This window comes from Dactylosporangium sp. NPDC005555 (assembly GCF_040605635.1).
Taxonomy (GTDB): Bacteria; Actinomycetota; Actinomycetes; order Mycobacteriales; family Micromonosporaceae; genus Dactylosporangium.
Genome location: NZ_JBEXDG010000057.1, coordinates 1 through 16924, shown reverse-complemented (window position 1 = coordinate 16924; position 16924 = coordinate 1). Strand labels below are relative to the sequence as shown.

Annotated in this window: 17 protein-coding genes and 1 pseudogene; 11 read left to right on the top strand and 7 right to left on the bottom strand. The window is 71.8% G+C overall.

The features are described 5' to 3' along the window. Nucleotides 1–46: 46 nt before the first annotated feature. Genes ABZS58_RS40370 through ABZS58_RS40350 form a run of 5 tightly spaced genes read left to right on the top strand, consistent with a single transcriptional unit; the run spans nt 47 to nt 3861 of the window. Nucleotides 47–1282 (top strand): sensor histidine kinase, encoded by a 1236-nt coding sequence (locus ABZS58_RS40370; protein ID WP_354789000.1) that lies wholly within the window; start codon nt 47–49, stop codon nt 1280–1282. Then, nucleotides 1270–1911 (top strand): response regulator transcription factor, encoded by a 642-nt coding sequence (locus ABZS58_RS40365; RefSeq protein WP_354788998.1) that lies wholly within the window; start codon nt 1270–1272, stop codon nt 1909–1911. Before ABZS58_RS40370 ends, ABZS58_RS40365 begins: the two co-directional genes overlap by 13 nt. A gap of 9 nt (nt 1912–1920) precedes the next feature. Next, the gene (gene xseA / locus ABZS58_RS40360; protein WP_354788997.1) at nt 1921–3144 is read left to right on the top strand and encodes an exodeoxyribonuclease VII large subunit; all 1224 of its coding nucleotides are present in this window, start codon (nt 1921–1923) and stop codon (nt 3142–3144) included. Nucleotide 3145: 1 nt separating this feature from the next. After that, nucleotides 3146–3688: a hypothetical protein gene (locus ABZS58_RS40355; protein WP_354788995.1), complete on the top strand. Its 543-nt coding sequence runs from the start codon at nt 3146–3148 to the stop codon at nt 3686–3688. Beyond that, entirely contained in the window at nt 3685–3861 is a 177-nt protein-coding gene (locus tag ABZS58_RS40350; RefSeq protein ID WP_354788993.1) for an exodeoxyribonuclease VII small subunit, read from the top strand. The genes ABZS58_RS40355 and ABZS58_RS40350 overlap by 4 nt, the downstream gene beginning before the upstream one ends. Before the next feature lie 1011 nt (nt 3862–4872). Here ABZS58_RS40350 and ABZS58_RS40345 read toward each other — a convergent pair. From ABZS58_RS40345 to ABZS58_RS40330, 4 genes and pseudogenes are all read right to left on the bottom strand, one after another. Next, nucleotides 4873–6003 (bottom strand): annotated as a pseudogene (locus tag ABZS58_RS40345) (DNA recombination protein RmuC); the annotation flags it as partial. A gap of 24 nt (nt 6004–6027) precedes the next feature. Further along, nucleotides 6028–7878: a tetratricopeptide repeat protein gene (locus ABZS58_RS40340; protein WP_354788992.1), complete on the bottom strand. Its 1851-nt coding sequence runs from the start codon at nt 7876–7878 to the stop codon at nt 6028–6030. A gap of 143 nt (nt 7879–8021) precedes the next feature. Continuing rightward, nucleotides 8022–8510 (bottom strand): methylated-DNA--[protein]-cysteine S-methyltransferase, encoded by a 489-nt coding sequence (locus ABZS58_RS40335; RefSeq protein WP_354788990.1) that lies wholly within the window; start codon nt 8508–8510, stop codon nt 8022–8024. Next, nucleotides 8510–9889 carry an AlkA N-terminal domain-containing protein gene (locus ABZS58_RS40330; protein ID WP_354788989.1) on the bottom strand — a complete coding sequence of 460 codons (1380 nt, stop codon included), beginning with the start codon at nt 9887–9889 and terminating at the stop codon, nt 8510–8512. Before ABZS58_RS40330 ends, ABZS58_RS40335 begins: the two co-directional genes overlap by 1 nt. 178 nt (nt 9890–10067) lie before the next feature. Here ABZS58_RS40330 and ABZS58_RS40325 point away from each other — a divergent pair, with 178 nt between their 5' ends. Then, nucleotides 10068–10622: a hypothetical protein gene (locus tag ABZS58_RS40325; RefSeq protein WP_354788987.1), complete on the top strand. Its 555-nt coding sequence runs from the start codon at nt 10068–10070 to the stop codon at nt 10620–10622. 166 nt (nt 10623–10788) lie between these two features. Here the strand turns inward: ABZS58_RS40325 and ABZS58_RS40320 are convergent, their stop codons facing one another. Next, entirely contained in the window at nt 10789–11601 is an 813-nt protein-coding gene (locus ABZS58_RS40320) for an AAC(3) family N-acetyltransferase (RefSeq protein ID WP_354788986.1), read from the bottom strand. A gap of 34 nt (nt 11602–11635) precedes the next feature. On the opposite strand from ABZS58_RS40320, the gene ABZS58_RS40315 reads away from it, so the two are divergent. Genes ABZS58_RS40315 through ychF form a run of 3 tightly spaced genes read left to right on the top strand, consistent with a single transcriptional unit; the run spans nt 11636 to nt 14778 of the window. Then, entirely contained in the window at nt 11636–12466 is an 831-nt protein-coding gene (locus ABZS58_RS40315; RefSeq protein WP_354788984.1) for a TIM barrel protein, read from the top strand. Between the two features lie 50 nt (nt 12467–12516). Then, nucleotides 12517–13683 carry an endonuclease/exonuclease/phosphatase family protein gene (locus tag ABZS58_RS40310; protein WP_354788983.1) on the top strand — a complete coding sequence of 389 codons (1167 nt, stop codon included), beginning with the start codon at nt 12517–12519 and terminating at the stop codon, nt 13681–13683. 9 nt (nt 13684–13692) lie between these two features. Beyond that, the gene (ychF, locus tag ABZS58_RS40305) at nt 13693–14778 is read left to right on the top strand and encodes a redox-regulated ATPase YchF (protein ID WP_354788981.1); all 1086 of its coding nucleotides are present in this window, start codon (nt 13693–13695) and stop codon (nt 14776–14778) included. On the opposite strand, the gene ABZS58_RS40300 is transcribed toward ychF, so the two are convergent. After that, nucleotides 14768–15346 carry a Uma2 family endonuclease gene (locus ABZS58_RS40300; protein WP_354788979.1) on the bottom strand — a complete coding sequence of 193 codons (579 nt, stop codon included), beginning with the start codon at nt 15344–15346 and terminating at the stop codon, nt 14768–14770. The two genes, ychF and ABZS58_RS40300, sit on opposite strands and share 11 nt — an antisense overlap. A 24-nt stretch (nt 15347–15370) precedes the next feature. Continuing rightward, on the bottom strand, nt 15371–15682 hold the full coding sequence (locus tag ABZS58_RS40295) for a 4a-hydroxytetrahydrobiopterin dehydratase (protein ID WP_354788977.1): 312 nt from the start codon (nt 15680–15682) through the stop codon (nt 15371–15373). A gap of 206 nt (nt 15683–15888) precedes the next feature. Here ABZS58_RS40295 and ABZS58_RS40290 point away from each other — a divergent pair, with 206 nt between their 5' ends. Together ABZS58_RS40290 and ABZS58_RS40285 are read left to right on the top strand one after the other, a co-directional pair. Then, a complete protein-coding gene (locus ABZS58_RS40290; protein ID WP_354789069.1) occupies nt 15889–16287 on the top strand; it encodes a (deoxy)nucleoside triphosphate pyrophosphohydrolase in 399 nt (132 codons plus the stop codon). Further along, nucleotides 16284–16787 carry a DUF1990 domain-containing protein gene (locus ABZS58_RS40285; RefSeq protein WP_354788975.1) on the top strand — a complete coding sequence of 168 codons (504 nt, stop codon included), beginning with the start codon at nt 16284–16286 and terminating at the stop codon, nt 16785–16787. Before ABZS58_RS40290 ends, ABZS58_RS40285 begins: the two co-directional genes overlap by 4 nt. Nucleotides 16788–16924 lie beyond the last annotated feature (137 nt).

The following is a 16924-nucleotide window of genomic DNA, read 5'->3' as shown; positions in this document are numbered from 1 at the left end:
GCCAGCTCTACCGTGCCCGGGTCGCGCGGTCGGTAGCGTCACCGGGGTGCCGGTCCGATCCGCGTTGGAGTCGTTGACGCTGCCGCCGACGAAGTTCCTGACGTCGTCCTGGCCGTGGCGTTCGCTGGTGTACCTCGGCAGCGGCGGCCTGTTCGGCATGATCGTCGGGGCGGCCCTGCTGGGGCTGCTGGCGTTCGGCGCGATCTTCACCCTCGTCGCGGTCGGGATCGCCGGCTTCCTGGCGTTCGCGCTGTCCGGGATCGCCGTCGCGCGGGTCGAGCGGTGGCGGCTCCGGCTCGTCGACCGCGTCGACCTGCCCGACGCGCACCGCCCCGTGGAGCAGCCCGGCCTGGTCGCCTGGGTGACGACCCGGCTGCGGGAGCAGGTGACCTGGCGCGAGCTGGGCTACACGATCGTGACCTGCGCGATCCTGGCCTGGATCGACGCGCTCGTGGTCGCGTTCGCGCTGTGGGCGGTGACCGCGTTGCTGTGCGGTCCGCTCTACATCGACGACAGCCCGCTGTCGCTCACCCTCTTCGGCAGCGTCGCCGGGCTCGTCCTCGGGATCGTCATGTTGTATCCGATGACGGCCTGGGCGGGCGCCCGCGCCGCGATCACCCGGGCGATCCTGGCGCCCCGCGCCGACGACGACCCGCAGCTGGTCGAGCTGACCCGCTCCCGCGCCCGGCTGGTCGACGCGTTCGAGGTCGAGCGCCGCCGGATCGAGCGTGACCTGCACGACGGCGCGCAGCAGCGGCTCGTGGCGCTCAGCATGCAGCTCGGCCTGGCCCGCCTGGAGCTGCCCGATGACTCCCCGGCCGCGGATTCGGTACGCCGTGCGCACGACCTCGCGAAAGAGGCGCTCGCGGAGCTGCGGGAGCTCATCCGTGGGGTACACCCGAAGATCCTCACGGACCGGGGACTCGCCGCGGCGGTCAGCGAGGTCGCCGACCGGGCACCGCTGACCGTGGACTGCGACATCGCGTTGCCGGCGCGGCTGCCGCAGGCGGTGGAGGTGACCGCGTACTTCGTCGTCGTCGAGGCCCTCGCCAACGTCGCCAAGCACAGCGGGGCGGGCCGGGCCAGGGTCGTCGCGTCGGTCGCGTTCGACCGGCTCACCGTGCAGGTCCGCGACGACGGCCGGGGCGGCGCCGACCCGCGCCGGGGCACCGGCCTCGCGGGACTCGTCGACAGGGTGGCCGCCGTGGGTGGGACCGTCGCGCTCGCCAGCCCGCACGGAGGGCCTACGGTGGTGCACGTGGAGCTTCCGTGCGGGTCGTGATCGCCGAGGACGGCATCCTCATCCGTGAGGGGATCGCGGGTCTGTTGCGGCGTTTCGGCCATGACGTGGTCGCCGCGGTCGGCACGGCCTCCGAGCTCGTGTCGGCGGTCCATTCGGCGCGGCCCGACCTGGTCGTCACAGACGTGCGGATGCCGCCCGGGTTCACCGACGAGGGGTTGCAGGCCGCGATCGCGTTGCGGGCCTCGTTCGTGTCGCTGCCCGTCCTGGTCCTGAGTCAGTACGTCGAGCAGACGTACGCCGCTGAGCTGCTCGACTGCGGGCGCAACGGATATGTCGGGTATTTGCTGAAAGATCGGATCGGGGATGTGGCGGAGTTCGTCGACGCCGTGGACCGGGTCGCGGCGGGGCACACCGTCGTCGACCCGGAGGTGGTGATGCAGCTGCTGGGCCGCCGCCGCGGTCCCCTGCAGCGCCTCACCCCGCGGGAGCGCGACGTGCTCGCCCTGATGGCCGAGGGGCGGTCCAACGCGGCGATCGCCCGGACGCTCGTCGTGTCGGAGGCCGCGGTCTCCAAGCACATCAACAGCCTGCTGTCCAAACTGGACCTTCCCCCGGACGAGGACGACCACCGCCGGGTGCGGGCCGTTCTCGCGTACCTGCGCGGTTAAGGTTCTTTGATGGATGGTGCGCCTTCGTCGTCCGACTCGCCCTGGCCGGTGCGGGTCGTCTCGCAGAAGATCGGTGCGTGGATCGGCAAGCTCGGCTGGATCTGGGTCGACGGCCAGGTCGCGCAGATCACCCGCCGGCCCGGCACCAGCACCGTCTTCCTGACGCTGCGCGACACGTCCGCGGACCTGAGTCTCACCGTCACCACCAACCGTGACGTCGTCGACATGGGCGCGCCCGGCCTCAGCGACGGCGCCAGGATCGTCGTGCACGCCCGGCCCGAGTTCTACGCCGCCCGCGGCTCGCTCAGCCTGCGCGCCGACGAGATCCGCCAGGTCGGCCTCGGCGAGCTGCTCGCCCGGCTCGAACAGCTCAAGAAGCTCCTCGCCGCCGAGGGCCTGTTCGACCGGGCCCGCAAGCGCCGGCTGCCGTTCCTCCCCGCGAAGATCGGCCTGATCACCGGCCGGGCCAGCGCCGCCGAACGCGACGTGCTGACCAACGCCCGCCGCCGCTGGCCCACGGTCGACTTCCGGGTCATCAACGTCGCCGTGCAGGGCCCGTCGGCGGTGCCGCAGATCATCGACGCCCTCGCCGTCCTCGACCGCGACGAGACCGTCGAGGTCATCGTCCTGGCCCGCGGCGGCGGCTCCACCGAGGACCTGCTGCCGTTCTCCGACGAGGCGCTGTGCCGGGCCGTGTTCGCGTGCCGGACCCCCGTCGTCTCCGCCGTCGGCCACGAGACCGACGTGCCCCTCGTCGACTTCGTCGCCGACGTGCGCGCCTCCACCCCCACCGACGCCGCGAAGCGCATCGTGCCCGACCTCGCCGACGAGTTCCGCCTGATCGGCCAGGCCAAGCAGCGCCTGGACCGGGCCATGCGGGGCCTGCTCGACCGTGAGCAGCACCGCCTCGACGCGATCCGCTCCCGCCCCGTCTTCGCCCGCCCGCTGTCCATGGTCGACAACCGCGCGGCGGACGTCTCGCAGCTGCGCGACCGGGCCGCCCGCGTGCTGGGCCACCGTCTGGACCGGGCCGGCACCGAGCTGGAGCACACCCTCGCCCGGCTGAGGACCCTGTCCCCGCTGGCGACGCTCACGCGGGGGTACGCCATCGTGCAACGCCCCGACGGCCGCGTGGTCCGCGCCGCCACCGACGTCACCACCGGCGACGAGCTCCGCGTCCGGGTCGCCGAGTCCTCCTTCACCGCCACCGTTTCCGGGCCCGCTGAGGACTGACATGTCGCAACGCATCCAGGACTCCAGGCACGACCCGCTCGTCTCCATGACCGCTGCGATGCTTTTCGCCGGAGTCGATCCGACCCCTGCCGGCACCGCGGCCCCGGAGCCGTCCTTCCTCTCCCGGTCGCGGACGCCGCGCCTGGCACCCCTGGGCGATCCCGCCGCGGCCGGCGCCACGGTCACCGGCCGCCTGCCGCTGACGGGGTGCCTGCCGCTGACGGGGTGCCCGCCCGGCGCTGAGATCGACCAGCGCGTCCCTTCCGGCGTCGAGCCGATCACCGCCCGGCACAGGTCCGTCGGCGAACCCCCACCCACTCCCGGACACGTCGAACGAGCCCGCTCGAGCGGCATGCCGGTCCACGCCCGCACCCTCGACGCCGAACCCGTCGCCGTCGAACGCCGCGCCGTCACCCTGTTCCTGACCCGGGCCGCCCACGCGGCAGGCGCCACCATCGTCGTCCTGACTCCGGGCGGCGCCCCCCGGGAACGCGTCCACCGCCGCACCGACCCGGTGCTCTTCCTGACGAAGGAGTCCCAGTGACCGAGCTGTCCTACGAGCAGGCAAGAGCCGAACTCGCCACGGTCGTGGAAAAGCTCGAGTCCGGCGGCGCCGCCCTCGAAGAATCCCTGGCCCTGTGGGAACGCGGCGAACAGCTCGCCCTCATCTGCCAACGCTGGCTCGACACCGCCCGAGCCCGCCTGACCGCCGAGTAGACCACCCACAGCGGCGTTCTCGATGATCCGGAAGAGTTTGTGCTGCTCTGGCGACACAAACCCTTCCGGATCATGAGAAAACGGACAGTGTCGATGGCTGGACCGGGGAGTACCACGGTTCAGGTGGTGATCTTCGGCCCGGCGGGCTCGGCCGCAGGACCACCCGATGGATCGCCGGTCCCCTGGCAGCATGTTCCATCGGGTACTTCGAGATCCGCTCGCGGCGGCGTCCCGGCGGGCACCCGAATGCGGCCGAACCCGGAAACGATGCGGCGCGAGTACATCCTGTGCGGTCCGCTCGCCCTCGCCTGCCGGCGCTGGCTGGACACCGCCCGGGCCCGCCTGACCGCCGAGGAGACCCAGCGGCCGGACTACCCGGTGGATCGCTGGTCTCCCCGGCAACACCTGCTCCACCGGGCAATCCGAGATCCACTCGTGGCGGCTGGGCACTCGAATGCGGCCCAACCCCGCACGACGCTGCCGACCGCGGGGACCGATGGCGCGGCAGCGGCACCGAACCCGAGCCCCAAGGCCGAGCCCCAAGGCCGAGCCCCAAGGTCGAGCCCCAAGGCCGAGCCCCAAGGCCGAGCCCCAAGGCCGAGCCCCAAGGCCGAGCCCAAAGCCGAACCCGAGCGCCGAACCCGAAACGGTGCGGAGCGCGTGTCACCCCTGCGCACGGCCGGGACGTCCGGCGCCGGGAGAACTGTGCGGCGGGGGCTATTGCGGCGGGTCTTCGCGCAGGGCGGCGAGGAGGATCTCGTATTCGGATTCCTGGGTGCGCGCCGTAGCTGCGGGATGCGCCTGGTGGCCGGGATGCGCCGGCGGGGTGAGCGGCGCCTGTAGCCCGGGCGAGCCCGCAGGCCCAGCGGTGCGCTGCGAGCCGGGAGAGCGCCGCTCGACAGGGGAGTCCGCGGCGCCTGCGGCGCCTGCCGCGCTCACCGGGGCAGTGGGCTCCGCGAACGCTGCCGATCCTGAAGGACTCACCGATGCCGGCGGGCCGGCGGGGTCGGCCGGATCCTGGGGTTGGAGGTGGCGCGGGGTGACCTCGACCTGGGCGGGCGCCGGCAGCGGGTCGGCGCTGATGCCGAGCTCTGCCAGCCGCCGGGCGCTGACCAGGACCCGGGCCTCCAGGGAGCCGACGGCTCTGTTGTACGACGAGACCGCCGTGCCCAGCGCGGTGCCCAGCTTGGCGAAGTGGTCGCCCATGGTGGTCAGGCGGGCGTAGAGCTCGCGCCCCGTGCGGTGGACGGCGAGGGCGTTGTGGGCGAGGGACTCCTGGCGCCAGGCATACGCGACGGTGCGCAGCAGGGCGACGAGCGTGGCGGGGGTGGCGAGGACGACGTTGCGGGTGAAGGCGTGCTCCAGCAGGGCCGGGTCGTGCTGGAGGGCGGCGTCGAGGAACGTGTCGGCGGGCATGAAGAGGACGACGAACTCCGGGGTGGGCTCGAAGGCGTCCCAGTAGGACTTGGCGGCGAGGGCGTCGACGTGGCCGCGCAGGTGCTTCGCGTGCCGGGTCAGGTGGGCGGTGCGGCCGGCCTCGTCGCGGGCCTCCATGGCGCTGAGATAGCCCTCGAAGGGGGCCTTCGCGTCGACGACCACCTGGCGGCCGCCGTGCAGGCGGACGACGAGGTCGGGGCGCACGACGCCGCGGTCGGTGGTGGCGGTGACCTGCTCGTCGAAGTCGCAGTGCTCCAGCATGCCGGCGGCCTCGACGATGCGGCGCAGCTGGTGCTCGCCCCAGCGGCCGCGGATCTGCGGGGCGCGCAGGGCGGAGACGAGCTGGCGGGTCTCGGTGCGCAGCTCGCCGGAGACGTCGTGCATGGCGCGGACCTGCTCGCGGAGCGACTCATAGGCGCCGACGCGGTCGCGCTCCAGGTCGGCGACGCGGCGCTCATAGCGCAGCAGCGCGTCGTGCAGCGGGGCGACGGCGTCGGCGACCGCGTCCTGGGTCTGGGCGCGGGCCTCATAGGTGAGGGAGCGCAGGGAGGACTCGAGCCGGGCCTCGCCGTCGCGGGTCGCCTGCAGGGTCGCCTCCAGCTTGGCCACATCCACGGCGGCGCGTGACCGCGCGGCGAACCAGCCGAGCGCGATGCCGGCCGCGAGCCCGATGAGGATCAGCAGGAGTTCCACGGGTATCAGCATGCCCGAGGGGTACGACACAAAAAGTCAGTACCGGCTGCCCTGCGCACCCCGCGAGGCCCGCTCGGCGAGCGCCAGGTCGGACGCCGCCGCCCGCGCGAACGGGCTGCTCGCCCCCAGGAGCTGGGCGTAGACCGACTGCGCGGCGCGATACTCGGTGACGGCCTCGTCGAGGCGGCCCAGGTCGTGCAGGACGCTGGCGAGCCGGTGCCGGGACACAGCGGTGTCGAGGTGGACCGGCCCGAGCAGGTGCAGCCGGCTGCCCAGGACCGCGCGGTGCTCGGCCTCCGCCTCCGGCAGCCGTCCCGCGTGGTGCAGCGCCGACGCGAGGAGGCTGCGCGACATGAGCGTGTCGCGGTGCTCCGGGCCGAGCAGCCGAGCACGGGCCCGCATGACGGTGCTGTGCTCGTCGATGGCCCGGTCGAGCTCGCCCATGTCCTGGTACACCTTGGCGAGGTTGCTCCGGCTGATCAGCGTCTCCTGGTGGTTGCCGCCCAGGACGCGGGTGCGGGCCTCCAGGACCCGCTGGTGCTCGCCCTCGGAGCGGGTCAGGTCGCCGAGCTGGTGGTAGATCGTGGCGAGGTGACTGCGGCTGGTCAGGGTGTCGGGGTGGTCCTCGCCGAGGATGCGCATCCGGGCGGTGAGCACCTCGTCGCACTCCACCAGGGCCTCGGCCAGCCGGTCGAGGTCGCGCAGGACGGTCGCGTGCTGGTCGCGGGCGGTGAGCGTGTCCGGGTGGTCCCAGCCGAGGGCGTGCGCGCGGGCGTCGACGATCTCGCCGTACGCCTCCTTCGCCTCCTGCAGCTGGCCCCGCCAGTGCAGGTCGGTCGCCCGTTGCCAGGTCGCCGAGTCGTCGTAGACGCGCGGGGCGGGGGAGGGACGGCGGCGCGGCTCCGGCTCGGGCCACTCGACCGGGTCGGCGGTGGGCGGTGGCAGGTCCCGCTGCGCCGGGATCGAGGAGGTGGCGGCGGCACCGTAAGCAGGGGCGGGCGGCCGCATGACGGGAGGCCGGGGAGGCGCGGGGTGGGTCGGGATGCGCACCGCCTGCTGCGGCTCGAAGATCTCGTCGTCCAGGTACGGATCGGGCTCCGGCTCGAACGAGTCCGGCGAGAAGCGCTCGGGCACGAACCGGTCCGCCGGCGCGTTCGCGCCCGGCTGCAGCACGACCTCGGGCACGTCGATCGGCGACTCCAGCCCGCGGCGGCGCAGCTCCCGCTGCAGGGCGACGATCGCGTCGGAGATGCCGTCGCTCTGGTCGCCGAGCCGCCACGCGACGGCGATCACCGGCCGGTCCAGGGCGATGCTCAGCTGCCGGACCGAGCTGAGGATCGAGTCGTCGGGTGAGGCGTTGACGATGACCAGCGCCGCCTGGAACGCGGCCGTCTGGCCGACGAGCAGCGCCTGATACGTGCTCTGCATGCGCGCGATGGAGAAACCCGTGCCGGCGCGGATGTCGACGATGATGTGCGACTCCGACATGGCGATCGGTCCGAGGAAGTACCCGAACACCGGCTGGAGCTTCTGGCCTTCCCGCCCGGCCGCTTCGTACAGCGCGGCGTTGGCCCCCTCGTGATACGCGATCGCCTGCGGGGCGTGCCCGCGGATGAGCTGCACGAAGCGGTCGTAGGCGCCCTCGGCGTCGCCTTCGAGCTGAGCCTTGCCGGCGGAGGCGAGCCGCTCCTCGCGGTCTGCGGAGCGGACCACGATCGTGCCACCGGACAGCCCCGCGAGCCCGACCAGGACGCCGGCCGCCACGAGGGCGGCCGCGCCGGCGGTGCTGCGGAACTGCATCGTGGTGAGCACACCCAGCGCGACCAAGGCCAGCCCGACGAACACGACGGTGAATCGGGTCTGGCTACTCCATCGTCCGCCAGTCATCGGCCCTCTTCTATGCGACATACGCCCGCAGCAATGAGAAAGATCCGCAGCGTGACCAGAATCCTCCCACGAATGAACCAGTCCACGGTAGATCGCGTGCGTGAACCCCGCCATTCACGCAGTTGGGAATACAAAACTGTCAATTACGCGACAGAAGCCTCGTGATCGAGGAGCCAGCGCTTGACGGCCAGCCCCCAGCGGAACCCGCCGAGCGTCCCGTCGGTGCGCAGCACCCGGTGGCACGGCACGAACAGTGCGGCCGCGTTGCGCGCGCACGCCTGCGCCGCGGCCCGGATCGCCGGCGGCCGGCCCGCAAGGACGGCGAACTCGCTGTAGGTCACGGGAGCGCCGGCGGGCACCGTACGCAGGACGTCCCAGGCATGGGTGAGGAACGCGCCGCCCGGACGCTGCCGCACGACGACGTCGTCGATCGCGTGCACGTCACCGTCCAGGTAGGACAGTGCCGCCTTCTGCGCGTCGCCGACGTCACCGACAGGTCGCAGAGCGGCCGGATCGACGAAGAGCGCCAATGTCGACAGGTCGTCGGTGAAGCCGCTGGCCAGCACCGCTCCCTCGCCGTCGACGACGATGGTCAGCGGTCCAGCGGGAGAAGAAAAAGTCGAGAAATGCATTAAATCCTCCAAAGTCGGATGACGGCGTACGAGCGCCACGGCCGCCAGCGCTCAGCGTGCGCGGCCAGGGAGCGGGGATCGTCGGGCAGACCGAGGGCCCGCGCACCGCGCAGCACCCCCAGATCGGTGGGCAGGAAAGCATCAGGGTCGCCGAGCGCGCGCATCGCCACGTAGGACGCCGTCCAGTCCCCGATGCCGGGCAGCTCCTTGAGCCGGGCCACGGTCTCCGCCCGGTCGCCGCTGCCGTCCAGGTGCAGCCCGTCCAGAGTGGCGGTCGCCAACGCGCGCAACGTCCGGCGCCGCGCGGCCGGCATCGAGAACGCCGAGTCCGGCAGGGAGAGCAGCTCGAGCGGAGTGGAGAGCGCCAGCCGCCGCAACACGGTCCGCGCCGCGGCCACGGAGATCTGCTGCCCGACCACCGCCCGGACCGCGATCTCGAAGCCGTCGACGGCCCGCGGCACCCGTACCCCCGCCTCCTTCAACACCAGGGGCGCCAGCAGCGGATCGTCGCTCAGCGCCGCGTCCACGGCCGCGGGGTCGGCGTCCAGGTCGAACAGCCGGCGGCAGCGGGCCACCGCGGGCGCCAGGTCACGCAGGTCCGCGAGGCGCAGCGTCGCCGCGACGTGGCCGTCCCCGGGGGTCAGGACCGCGGTGCCGGCGCCGTGCGGCAGCCGGAGGTTCCGCGTGTACGAGTCACCGTCCCGCCCGTCGATGCCGTCGATCGCACGGTCGCCCAGGAACGACAGCAGCGCCTCGGCGTGCAGCGGCGCGCGGAACGGCAGCCGCACCGACACCACCCCGGGATCGTGTGAGGGCTGCGACCGCCGCACCCGCAGGTCCGACGGCGTCCGGCCGTAGATCTCCCGGACGGTGTCGTTGAACTGCCGCACGCTGCCGAACCCGGCCGCGAACGCGATCTCGGCGAGCCCGAGCCGGGTCGTCTCGATCAGCACCCGGGCCGTCTGCGCGCGCTGCGCCCTGGCCAGCGCCAGGGGGCCGGCCCCGACCTCCGCGGTGAGCATCCGGTGCAGGTGGCGTTCGGTGTACCCGAGCCGCCCCGCCAGCCCCGGGACGCCGCCCCGGTCGACGACCCCGTCGGCGATCAGGCGCATCGCCCGGCCGACCACGTCGCCGCGCACGTCCCACTCCGGCGAGCCGGGCGCGGCGTCCGGCCGGCAGCGCAGGCAGGCCCGGAAGCCTTCCCGCTGCGCGGCCGCGGCCGTCGGCAGGAAGCGCACGTTCTCGGCCTTCGGCGTGATCGCCGGGCAGGACGGCCGGCAGTAGATCTTCGTCGACCTCACCGCGGTCACGAAGACCCCGTCGAACCGCGCGTCGCGGCTGGTGGCCGCCCTGCGACAGGTTTCGAAGTCCAGTTCCATGCCATCCATCCTGCCCCGCAGGTCCACCCGTCGGCTGGCGGAAATCAGACGTGGTCGTGGAGCACCTTCGAAGGGTCGCCACTGGCACGTTTGCGGGATTCAGCCGATCAGGGGGTTGTCTAAGTTGATCCCACCAGCGAAAAACAAACGGCCCCCCAGCCGAGATGGAGATAGCACCATGAGCGACTACGACACCGACCCGACCGGCGGCCTCGGCGAGGCCGGCACCGACACCACCGGCGCCGGCTACGGCGAGCCCGAGATCATCACGCTCGAGGGCCGGGACGGCTCGACGATCTACGCCGTCGACGTCGACCACGACGGTGATGCCGAGGCCGCCGGCCTGGACCGGGACAACGACGGTCAGCTCGAGGAGATCGCGCTCGACACCGACGGCGACGGCTCGCTCGAGACCCGGATGGTCGACCTCGACGGCGACGGCACGTTCGACGCGGTGCTCACCGACACCGACGGGGACGGCAAGATCGACGTCGCGGCGCTGGACTCCAACGGCGACGGCATCATCGACCGCGTGGTCGCCGACACCGACGGCGACGGCATCATCGACACCGACGTCAAGGACGAGGACTTCGACGGCGTCGCGGACTCCGTCTCGCAGGACACCGACGGAGACGGCGACAGCGACGTGACGGTCACCGACACCGACGGCGACGGCACGTTCGAGACCGTCCGCTACGACGACCCCACCACCAACCCCCTCGCGCAGGCCTGACGAAACCGCGAAGAACCCGGCCCGGACGACGGGCCGGGTTCGACACCGCAAAGCTCAAACGCCGCAAAGCTCAAACGCCGCAAAGCTCAAACGCCGCAAAGCTCAAACGCCGCAAAGCTCAAACGCCGGAAAGCTCAAACACCGCAAAGCTCGGACACCGGAGAACTCAGGCGCCGGAACGCCGCGACAGCCACATCGCGCCGAAGTCGACCAGGGCCCGCTGGCGCATCAGCCGCGCCGTGCCCGACCCGACCGGCCCCACCCGCTCCTGCCCGGTGATCGCGGCGAAGTCCTTGCCGAGCGGCTCGAACAGCGACGTGTCGTCGGCGAGCTCCGTGTATTCGACCCACCGCCGCTCGCCGTCCACCAGGATCGGCGAGCCCTGCCGCAGGTGCCTGCCCGGTGGGGCGGCGCGGTACTCCGACAGGTGCAGCGACGTGTTGTTGTCGTGCCCGACACCCAGCAGCAGCACCCAGGCGTCGGCCTCGTAGAGCCGGGCGAGCGGCGAGCCCTCGCCGAGGCCGTCGTCGAGCGTGTGCCCCGCGGTGATCCGCTCCGCGTCCGGACCGTGCGCCGCGAACGAGACCGTCGGGTGGTCGCTGCGCAGTACACCCGGAAAATGCCGGAAACACTCGACGACGGCACCCATGAAGGACGTCGGGGTCAGCCGGGGGTCGAAGGCCGGTGTCTCCGCCCGGATCGCCGACCACCAGGACTGCGGCACCGGCGGGTTGCCCCAGTCGGACGGCTCCGTCAGCTGCCGCGAATGCGTCGGCATGACCAGCGTCCCGTCCGGCCCGATCGCCTCCAGCAGCGCCGCCACGACCGCCTGCGCCCCGCCGGCGACCCAGCCGAGCCGCGACAGCGACGTGTGGACGATGACGGTCGCGCCCACCGGGAGGCCCAGGGTGGCCAGCTGCGCGACCATGCCGCGGACGGTGCCCGGCACGGCCGCCCTGGCGACGGCGTCGTGTTCCACGTCGAGCCATTTTAGCGGGTGGATACTGATCGCCATGGTCGAGTGGGTGCTGTCCGGGTTCGGTGACGAGATCGACGACGATCCACGCGTGCAGCTGGCGGTGCTGCGCGCGCTCGGCGCCTCGCACGTCGAGGTCCGCAGCGCCTGGGGCGTCAACGTGGTGGACTTCGACGACGAGCTGACGACCAGGCTCGCGGTCGCGCTCACCGACTCCGGGACCGCGGTGTCGGCGGTCGCGTCGCCGATCGGCAAGACCGACGTCCACGGCGACGCCGGCCTCGAGCTGGCCCGCCTCCGGTCGGTGATCGCACTCTCGCAGCGGTTGCGCAGCCGGTACGTGCGGATCTTCTCCTTCTACCGCCCTGCGGGCGTCGGGGCCGAAGCGGTGCGCGACATCGTCCTGCGGCGCCTGCGGGCCTTCGCCGACCTGGCCGAACGCGAGCAGGTCGTCCTGCTGCACGAGAACGAGAAGGACGTCTACGGCGACGTGCCCGCCCGCGTGCTGGACATCGTCGAGTCGGTCGGCTCGCCGGCGCTGCGGGTGGCCTGGGACAACGCCAACTTCGTGCAGGTCGGGGTCCGCCCGTTCAGTGACGGCTACGCGATGTTGCGGCCGCATCTGGAGTACCTCCAGGTCAAGGACGCCCGGTTCGCCGACGGCGCGGTCGTGCCCGCCGGCGAGGGCGACGGCGAGCTGCTGGAGACGGTGACGGCGCTGCGCGACGACGGCTGGACCGGGTTCGCGTCCCTGGAGCCGCACCTGGCCGACCCCGAGAATCCGGCGAAGACCGGCCCCGCGGGCTTCGGCCGGGCGGCGCGGGCGTTCGCGGCGCTCACCGCCGGCGCGGGCATCACGCTGCGATAGGACAAGTTACCGACTGTAGTTCCGCAAGATCGTTGCTACGGTCCGGGGTCATGCGCTTGGCGACGTACAACGTGGAGAACCTGTTCGCCCGGGCCCGCGCCCTCGACCCGGCGGACCCCGCGAAGGGGCAGCCGGCGCTGTCCGCGTACGAGGAGTTCAACCGCATCGCGGCCCAGCCCGTCTACTCCGACGAGGACAAGGCCGCGATGCTCGACGCCCTGGAGACGCTGCGGGTGTTCGTCCGCACCCGCGACGGCCGGCGGGGCAACCCCGACCTCTTCGGCGACGCGTTCGCGGTGCTGCGGGAGAACAGGGGCGACTTCCTGGCCGCGCCCGCCGACGCCGAGCCGCGCATCGTCGCCACCGGGCGCGGGTCCTGGAACGGCTGGGTCGACCTCATCGTCGACCCCGTCGACGAGCTCGCCACCCGGATGACCGCCCGGGTCGTCGCCGACGTCGCCGCCGACGTGCTGTGCGTCGTGGAGGCCGAGAGCCGCCCGTCGCTGGTGAAGTTCAACGACGAGCTGCTCGGCCGCCGGTACGAGCACGCCATGCTGGTCGACGGCAACGACCCCCGCGGCATCGACGTCGGCCTCTTCTGCGTCGCCGGTGTCGAGATCGACTGGGTCCGCAGCCATGTGGACGTCGTTTCCGAGGGGCAGCGTCTCTTCAGCCGCGACTGTCCCGTGTACCGGCTGCTCCTGCCCTCCGGTGCCGAGCTGTACATGGTGCTCAACCACCTGAAGAGCCAGTCCTTCACCAACGGTGACCCGGACCCGCTGCGCACCCGGCAGGCGACCGGGGTCCGCGCGATCTACGACCGCCTCCGTGCCGATGGGGCTTCCTACGTGGCCGTCGTCGGCGACTTCAACAAGCGGCCCGACCACGCCTCGCTGCGGCCGCTGCTCGGCCCGGACTCCCCGCTCGTCGACGCCTACTCGCTGCCGGCGTTCTCGCAGCTGTACGACCCGCTCGACCGCGACCGCGAGCGTCCGGGCAGCTTCCAGTCGTGCACGATCGGCAACCGCCTCGACTACATCCTGCTGTCACCCGAGCTCGCCGCCCGCGTCACCGGCGGCGGGGTCTTCCGGCGCGGCCTGTGGGGCACCCCCTCCAACGTCAAGCGGCCGCGGCTGTGGGACGCGTACCCCGAGATCACCAGCGCCCGGCACGCCGCGTCCGACCACGGTGCGGTCTGGGTCGAGGTTGACCTGTAGCTTTTACGCGTGGCACTCAGCATCGGGATCGTCGGCCTGCCCAACGTCGGCAAGAGCACCCTGTTCAACGCGCTCACGAAGGGCGACGCGCTCGCCGCGAACTATCCGTTCGCGACCATCGAGCCCAACGTCGGCGTCGTCGGCCTGCCCGACCAGCGGCTGGGCAGGCTCGCCGAGCTGCACGACTCGGTGAAGATCATCCCGGCGCCGGTCTCGTTCGTCGACATCGCAGGCCTCGTGCGCGGCGCGTCGAAGGGCCAGGGCCGCGGCAACGCGTTCCTCGCCAACATCCGCGACGCCTCCGCGATCTGCCAGGTGGTGCGCGCCTTCGCCGACCCCAACGTGGTCCACGTCGACGGCAAGGTCTCCCCGTCCGACGACATCGAGACCATCAACACCGAGCTGATCCTCGCCGACCTCCAGACGATCGAGAAGGCCCTGCCCCGCCTGGAGAAGGAGGCGAAGGTCCAGAAGCAGCGGGCCGGGACCGCCGCCGCCGCGAAGGCCGCCGCCGAGCTGCTCAACGGCGGCACCACCCTCTACGCGGGCGCCGCCAAGGCCGGCATCGACGTGGCGGAGCTGCAGGAGCTGCACCTGCTCACCGCCAAGCCGTTCCTGTACGTCTTCAACGTCGACGAGGCCGGCCTCGCCGACCCCGCCTTCCTGGACGAGCTGCGCGCCCTGGTCGCCCCCGCCGAGGCCATCTTCCTCGACGCCAAGATCGAGTCTGAGCTCACCGACCTGGACGAGGAGGAGGCGCTGGAGCTCCTGGCGTCGATCGGCCAGCCGGAGCCCGGCCTGCACCAGCTGATCCGCGTCGGCTTCCGCACCCTCGGCCTGCAGACGTATCTCACTGCGGGCCCGAAGGAGACCAGGGCCTGGACGATCCCGACCGGCGCCACCGCCCCCGAGGCCGCGGGCGTCATCCACTCGGACTTCCAGCGCGGCTTCATCAAGGCCGAGGTGGTCAGCTTCGACGACCTGATGACCGCCGGCTCCCAGAACGCCGCCAAGGCCGCCGGCAAGGTCCGCATCGAAGGCAAGGACTACATCATGCAGGACGGCGACGTGGTGGAGTTCCGCTTCAACGTCTAGCAGGTAGCAGCTTGTCCAGGTCGATCGTCATCTCGAACGGCACAGCAAGTCGCAGCGTGCCGCGATGGATTCCGATTGCCACGTATGCCCGGGTGGATTCGTCGAGCTCGTAGGCGTAGACGACTGGCGACGAGTCCTCTTCCTCGATGCGCCAGTAGTGTGCGATGCTGGCCTCAGCATATTTGTGCAGCTTCACCGTCCGGTCGCAGTGCGCGGACTCCGGCGATTCGACCTCGACGACCAGCAGCGCCTCGTCGGGGGTGAAGAACGTGCGGTCCGGGTTGTAGGCCGCCGTCGTGGCGAGGAGGTCCGGCTCAAGGCGGCTGCGCTCGTCGAGCCGGATCGTCATCTGCGCCTCGATGTGGATGTCCGCGGGCGCCTGCTTGCCGAGTGCTCGCGCCAGCGTGCTGACGAGCCGGGAGTGCCATTGCTGCCGCGGCCACCCGCTCAGGACGAGTATGCCGTCGATCAGCTCGACGTGCTGCGGCACATCAGGCAGGTGATCGAGGTCATCGGCGTACCACCCCTCGATGCGGGGTGGGATCATCCAGTCCGGCACCGTGTCCACGCCGTCACAATGATATGAGACCACTCAGGCGGCGCCGGCGATGATGGTGCGGTAGAGGTCCTCGATCCTCGCCGCCAGGGTGACCTCACCTGGGGACAGGTCCGACATGCCGGGCACGCGGAGGCGGATCTGGGTCCGGCCGTCGAGGCGGCGCACGTCGGGGCGCACCTGGAGCGCGTCGGCGACGATCTTCATACGCTCGGTGAGTGCCGCATGCTGGGAATCGTCCAGATGCAGCGTCCGGCGGATCTCCTCGCCGTCGTGGGTCCAGCCTTGCAATAAGCCCAGCGCATCGCTGAGATAGTCACGGTGCTGCTCGCTCCGCCTGGCCCGCATAACGACCTACCCTCCCGCGGCATCGTTGCCGGCTTGTGGCCGTTTCGAAGCCTGCCCGTCATCAACGGTGTCTGCAAGTCTCCTGGGCAACCGGTGGATCTGTCCACGGCCACATTTCCCCCGTCTGGTGAACAACAGGGCAGAGCCAGCAACCAGAACTTCATTTGGATCTGGCACCCTGGTTGCCCGTGCAGACCGAACGGTTGATGCCAAGGATCATCGTCGGTGCCGCGATCATCTCGAATGGTCGGGTCCTGGCCTGTGAGCGCGCGTTACCGCCCGAAATGGCCGGAAAGTGGGAGTTTCCCGGGGGCAAGGTCGACCCCGGGGAGACCGAGGAGCAGGCGCTGGTGCGGGAGTGCCAGGAGGAGCTCGGGGTCGACGTCGAGGTGGGCGCGCGGGTCGGCGCAGACATCATGATGCTCGGCGGTGCCGCGATCCTCAAGGTGTACCTCGCCCGCCTGCTGAACGGGGCGCAACCCGTGCCGCTGGAGCACAGCGACCTTCGATGGCTCGCGGTCGACGAGCTCGACACCGTCCCCTGGCTGCCGGCCGACGCGCCGATCGTGCACGCGCTCATGCCGTTGCTACCTTCGACGGCGTGAGCGTCACCTACCCCGAGGTCGGGGCCACCCGCGAAGGGCCCCTGCCGCCCGGCTACGTCCATGTGACCCGCCGGGTGAGGGTCGGGCAGGGGCATGAGGCCTTCGCCGCCGCAGCGGCCGCCCTGGCCCGCTGGCAGCCCCAGCGCGGCGCCGGGCTGAAGCTGCGCAGCGACGAGGAGCGCGTCACGCTCGGTGGCCGGTTCTCGACCGGGATCGGCGCCGGACCGCTCCGGCTGTGGGCGCCGTGCCTGATCGTGTGGGTCGTGGACGAGCCGGAGCGTTACGGTTTCGGCTTCGGTACGCTGCCCGGCCACGTCGCCACCGGCGAGGAGTCGTTCCTGCTGAAGGTGGAGCCCGGCGGCGAGGTGTGGTTCGAGGTCAGGGCGTTCAGCCGCCCGGCCACCTGGTGGGCCCGGCTCGGCGCCCCGGTGATGCGCCTCGTCCAGTCGAAGATCACGGACCGCTACGCGACCGCCATGCGCAGGCCACCCAGGCCGTGACCAGCGGTCTTTCCCATGATCCGGAAGACTTTGTGTCGCCAGAGCACAATGCCGGTGAGTTAAGCGTTCAGGGTGATGGATGGGGCTGGATGGTGACTGTGAAGGTTGCTGTCCAGTTTCGTTGTTTGCGGCCGGGT